We start from the raw sequence: 4105 nt of genomic DNA on the forward strand, positions 1-4105 counted from the left end.
CGGGGAAGGCCAGCACGTTGTTGATCTGGTTCGGGAAGTCGCTGCGCCCGGTGGCGACGATCGCTGCGTGCCGCTTGGCGACCTCGGGGTGGATCTCCGGGTCGGGGTTCGAGCAGGCGAACACGATGCCGTTGGGCGCCATCTTCGCGATGATCTCCTCGGGCACCTTGCCTGCCGACACACCGAGGAACACGTCGGCCCCCTCGAGCGCTTCGGCCACACCGCCGGTCCGGCCGGCCGGATTGGTCCGGGAAGCCAGTTCCGCCTTCACCGCGTTGAGGTCGTCGCGACCGGCGTGCACGATGCCCTTCGAGTCGACCAGGGTGATGTCCTTGAGCCCCGCCTGCAGGAGGATGTTGGCGCACGCGACACCGGCCGCGCCCGCGCCGGTGATGACCATCTTCAGGGAGCTGATCTTCCGGTCCAGAACCGCCGACGCGCCCATCAGGGCGGCGAGCACCACGATCGCCGTGCCGTGCTGGTCGTCGTGCATGACCGGGCAGTCCAGCGCCTCGATCACCCGGCGCTCGATTTCGAAGCAGCGGGGCGCGGAGATGTCCTCGAGGTTGACCGCCCCGAACGTGGGCCGCAGCCGGATCAGCGTCTCGACGATCTCGTCCGGATCCTTGGTGGCCAGCACGATGGGGATCGAGTCCAGGCCGGCGAAGGTCTTGAACAGCGCGGACTTGCCCTCCATCACCGGAAGCGACGCCGACGGGCCGATATCGCCGAGGCCCAGCACCGCGCTGCCGTCGCTGACCACCGCCACCAGCCGATGGGCCCAGGTGTAGCGGGACGCCAGGGTGTTGTCGGCGGCGATGGCCCGGCTGACCTGCGCCACCCCGGGGGTGTAGGCGATCGACAGCGCGCGCTGCGTGTCCAGAGGCGACTTCAACTCGACGGACAGCTTGCCGCCATGGTGGGCGGCGAAGATCTCCTCGTCGTCGATGAGGAGATTGGAGGCAGGCACCGTTTCAGACACGGCGCAAGGGTACTCGACCGGCACCCGGCGGTTGTCGGTGCGACGGGGCGGGGCTGGCGCGTAGCATATGGCCGTGCCGGAGGAGGTGGGACCATCGCATCGTTCACACCGCGCCCGGTGATCTTGCCGCTTCAGGTCCTGAGCCCCGGCGCCGACGTCGACCGCGCGAGTCCGGTCCCGGTTTCGCGAGCCGTCGTCGACTGCGCCGTCTACGTCGACGGGAGCCGGCTCGCCGGCGCGTTCACCCCCGCGGCGGCTTTGACCAGGGCGCGGGAACTCGCCGCCGGCGGCCGGCAGGCGTTCGTCTGGATCGGCCTGCACGAACCTGACCAACACCAGATGCAGGCGGTGGCCGATCTGTTCGGGCTGGACCCGCTGGCGGTCGAGGACGCGGTGCACGCCCACCAGCGGCCCAAGGCCGAGCGCTACGACGACACCCTTTTCATGATGCTCAAGACGGTGATCTACATTCCGCACGAGACCGTGGCGCTGGCCCGGGAGATCGTCGAGACCGGGGAGATCATGGTTTTCGCCGGCTCGGACTTCGTCGTCACGGTGCGCCACGGCGACCATACCGGATTGGCCGATGTGCGCCACGCCCTCGAGGCCCAGCCCGACCAGTTGCGGCTGGGCCCGCCCGCGGTCATGCACGCCGTCGCCGACCACGTGGTCGACAGTTACAGCCGGGTGACCGCTGCGATGGAGGCCGACGTCGACGCCGTCGAGGAGTCGACCTTCTCGCCGACGACGAAGACCGACATCGAACCGATCTACCTCCTCAAGCGTGAGGTGGTGGAACTGCGCCGCGCGGTGTCCCCGCTGACCGACGACCTGGAGTGGTTGATCAAGGACAACGCCGATCTCCTGACGAAGGAGGTTCGTCGTCAGCTGGGGGATGTGCTCGATAACCAGATCCTCGCCGCCGAGGAGATCGCCGAATACGACGAGATGCTGTCCTCGTTGGTCCATGCCGCCCTGGGAAAGGTCGGCATGCAACAGAACCAGGACATGCGCAAGATCTCGGCGTGGGCCGCGATGGCCGCGGTCCCGACCGCGATCGCCGGGATCTACGGGATGAACTTCGAGCACATGCCCGAACTAGCCTGGAAGTGGGGCTATCCCGCGGTTCTGTCGCTGATGGTGGTCGTCTGCGGGCTCCTCTACCGGACCTTCCGCCGCAACCACTGGCTGTGATCACGGGCGGCCCGCCGAGGACGCCGGCCGCAGCGGATCCAGCACGTCCACACCGTCGTCGGCCCAGGCCTGCCGCATCGCCTGGGCGCCCTTGAGCCGGACCCAGGCACCCTCGGTCTGGGTGATCGGCACCGCGGTGAGGAACCGCACCGGGTCGCGCGGGGCCTGCAGCGCCAGATCGGGAATCTCCGAAACCCCCAGCAGCACGGCGGTGAACGGCGCGCCGGTCCACAGCGGACCGGACAGGTCGACCAGCGCGTCGGGGGTCAGCACCACGCCTTCCACCGCCGGGGTGGCCGCCAGCACCGCCACGCTGCGGGCCAGTCCGGTGGTGGGCGTGCCCGCCCGCAGGCTTATGACCACCTCGGCGCGGGGGCCGCGCAGCGGATCGGCCACCTGCGCGGCCGGATCGGTCATCGGGTAGCGCGAACAGCCCAGCGAGACATGGTGATACACCCCGTCGGAGTCGGGTCCGAAGCGCAGCACATCAAGACGTTCCACACCCAGGAAGGTCACGCTGGCGACGTCGGGATCGGAATCGACATCCAGCGCGGCGAAGTGGGCACGCAGGTACGCGCTGACCGTCGCCGGCGGATCGCTCATCCGGACGGCGCGGTGAGGTTCACCCCGGTGCCGGCGTCGAACAGTTGCAGCCTGGTCGTGTCCAGGGCCAGTTCCACCGTCTGCCCGGTTGCCGCCGCCGAATCAGCGGAAACCCTTGCCACATAGCTGTTTCCGCCGACCCCGGATTCGGCGGACAGATCCGAGAGGTGATCCGAGCGTGCCGTCGACCCGCCGGTGGAGAAGTAGACGTACTTGTCCGAGCCGAGCGACTCGACGAGATCGGCGGTCACCCCGAAGGTCAGCGACCGCGCCCGCTCATGCGGTTCGAGAAGGCCGGCGTCCTCGAAGTGTTCCGGTCGCGCTCCGACGATCACGTCGGCCGGCAGCCCGTGACCGCCGTGCAGGGCGATCCGGCCGAACGGCAGGCGTAAGCCGCTCTCGGTCGGGGTGGCGGCGAAGAAGTTCATCGCCGGCGATCCGATGAACCCGGCGACGAACAGGTTCGCCGGTGAGTTGTACAACTCGTCGGGGGTGCCGATCTGCTGGGCCTCGCCCGCCCGCAACACCACGACGCGGTCGCCGAGGGTCATCGCCTCGGTCTGGTCGTGGGTGACGTAGACGGTGGTGCTGCCCAACCGGTTCTGCAGCCGGGCGATCTCGGCGCGCATCTGCACCCGCAGCTTGGCGTCGAGGTTGGAGAGCGGTTCGTCCATCAGGAACGCCTTGGGGTTGCGCACGATGGCCCGGCCCATCGCGACCCGCTGGCGCTGGCCGCCGGAGAGCTGGGAGGGCTTGCGATCCAGGAACTCGGTGAGGTCGAGGATGCGGGCGGTCTCGGCGACCTTGGCGTCGATGTCGGACTTGCCCATCTTGGCCAGGGTCAGCGGGAAGGCGATGTTCTGGCGCACCGTCATGTGCGGGTAGAGCGCGTAGGACTGGAACACCATCGCGATGTCCCGGTCCCGCGGCGCCTTCTCGTTGACCCGTTGGCCGCCGATGCGCAACTCCCCGGAGGTGATGTCCTCCAGGCCGGCGATCATGTTCAGCGTCGTCGACTTCCCGCACCCGGACGGACCGACCAGGATGACGAACTCGCCGTCGGCGATCGTCAGCGACAGGTCCTTGACCGGGGTGGCCCCGTCGGGGTAGCGCTTGGTGACCCGGTCCAACACGATCTCTGCCATAACCGCACTACCCCTTCACCGCGCCGGAGGTCAGCCCGGCGACAATCCGACGTTGGAAGATCAGGACGAAGACGATGATCGGGATGGTGATCACCATCGCGCCGGCCGCTATCGAACCGGTCGGCTCCTCGAATTGCGAACTGCCGGTGAAGTTCGCGATCGCCACCGGCGCGGTGATCGC

At 68.6% G+C, this 4105-nt stretch carries 4 protein-coding genes and 1 pseudogene; 1 reads left to right on the forward strand and 4 read right to left on the reverse strand.

Annotation, left to right across the window (positions count from 1 at the left end; all coding sequences use genetic code 11):
* The coding region (locus ADBZ5U_RS14745; RefSeq protein WP_526811432.1) for an NAD(P)-dependent malic enzyme at positions 1-982 on the reverse strand (982 nt) is incomplete at its 3' end.
* A 93-nt stretch (positions 983-1075) separates the two neighbouring features.
* On the opposite strand from ADBZ5U_RS14745, the gene ADBZ5U_RS14750 reads away from it, so the two are divergent.
* Positions 1076-2176 carry a CorA family divalent cation transporter gene (locus ADBZ5U_RS14750; protein ID WP_526811438.1) on the forward strand — a complete coding sequence of 367 codons (1101 nt, stop codon included), beginning with the start codon at positions 1076-1078 and terminating at the stop codon, positions 2174-2176.
* On the opposite strand, the gene ADBZ5U_RS14755 is transcribed toward ADBZ5U_RS14750, so the two are convergent.
* From ADBZ5U_RS14755 to ADBZ5U_RS14765, 3 genes and pseudogenes are all read right to left on the reverse strand, one after another.
* On the reverse strand, positions 2177-2779 hold the full coding sequence (locus ADBZ5U_RS14755) for a suppressor of fused domain protein (protein WP_526811434.1): 603 nt from the start codon (positions 2777-2779) through the stop codon (positions 2177-2179). It abuts the gene before it with no gap.
* A complete protein-coding gene (locus ADBZ5U_RS14760; RefSeq protein WP_526811436.1) occupies positions 2776-3924 on the reverse strand; it encodes an ABC transporter ATP-binding protein in 1149 nt (382 codons plus the stop codon). Before ADBZ5U_RS14760 ends, ADBZ5U_RS14755 begins: the two co-directional genes overlap by 4 nt.
* A 7-nt stretch (positions 3925-3931) precedes the next feature.
* Positions 3932-4105: pseudogene (locus ADBZ5U_RS14765) on the reverse strand (carbohydrate ABC transporter permease); the annotation flags it as partial.

Origin of the sequence: Mycobacterium sp. (assembly GCF_040398885.1) — a bacterium.
Lineage (GTDB): Bacteria > Actinomycetota > Actinomycetes > Mycobacteriales > Mycobacteriaceae > Mycobacterium.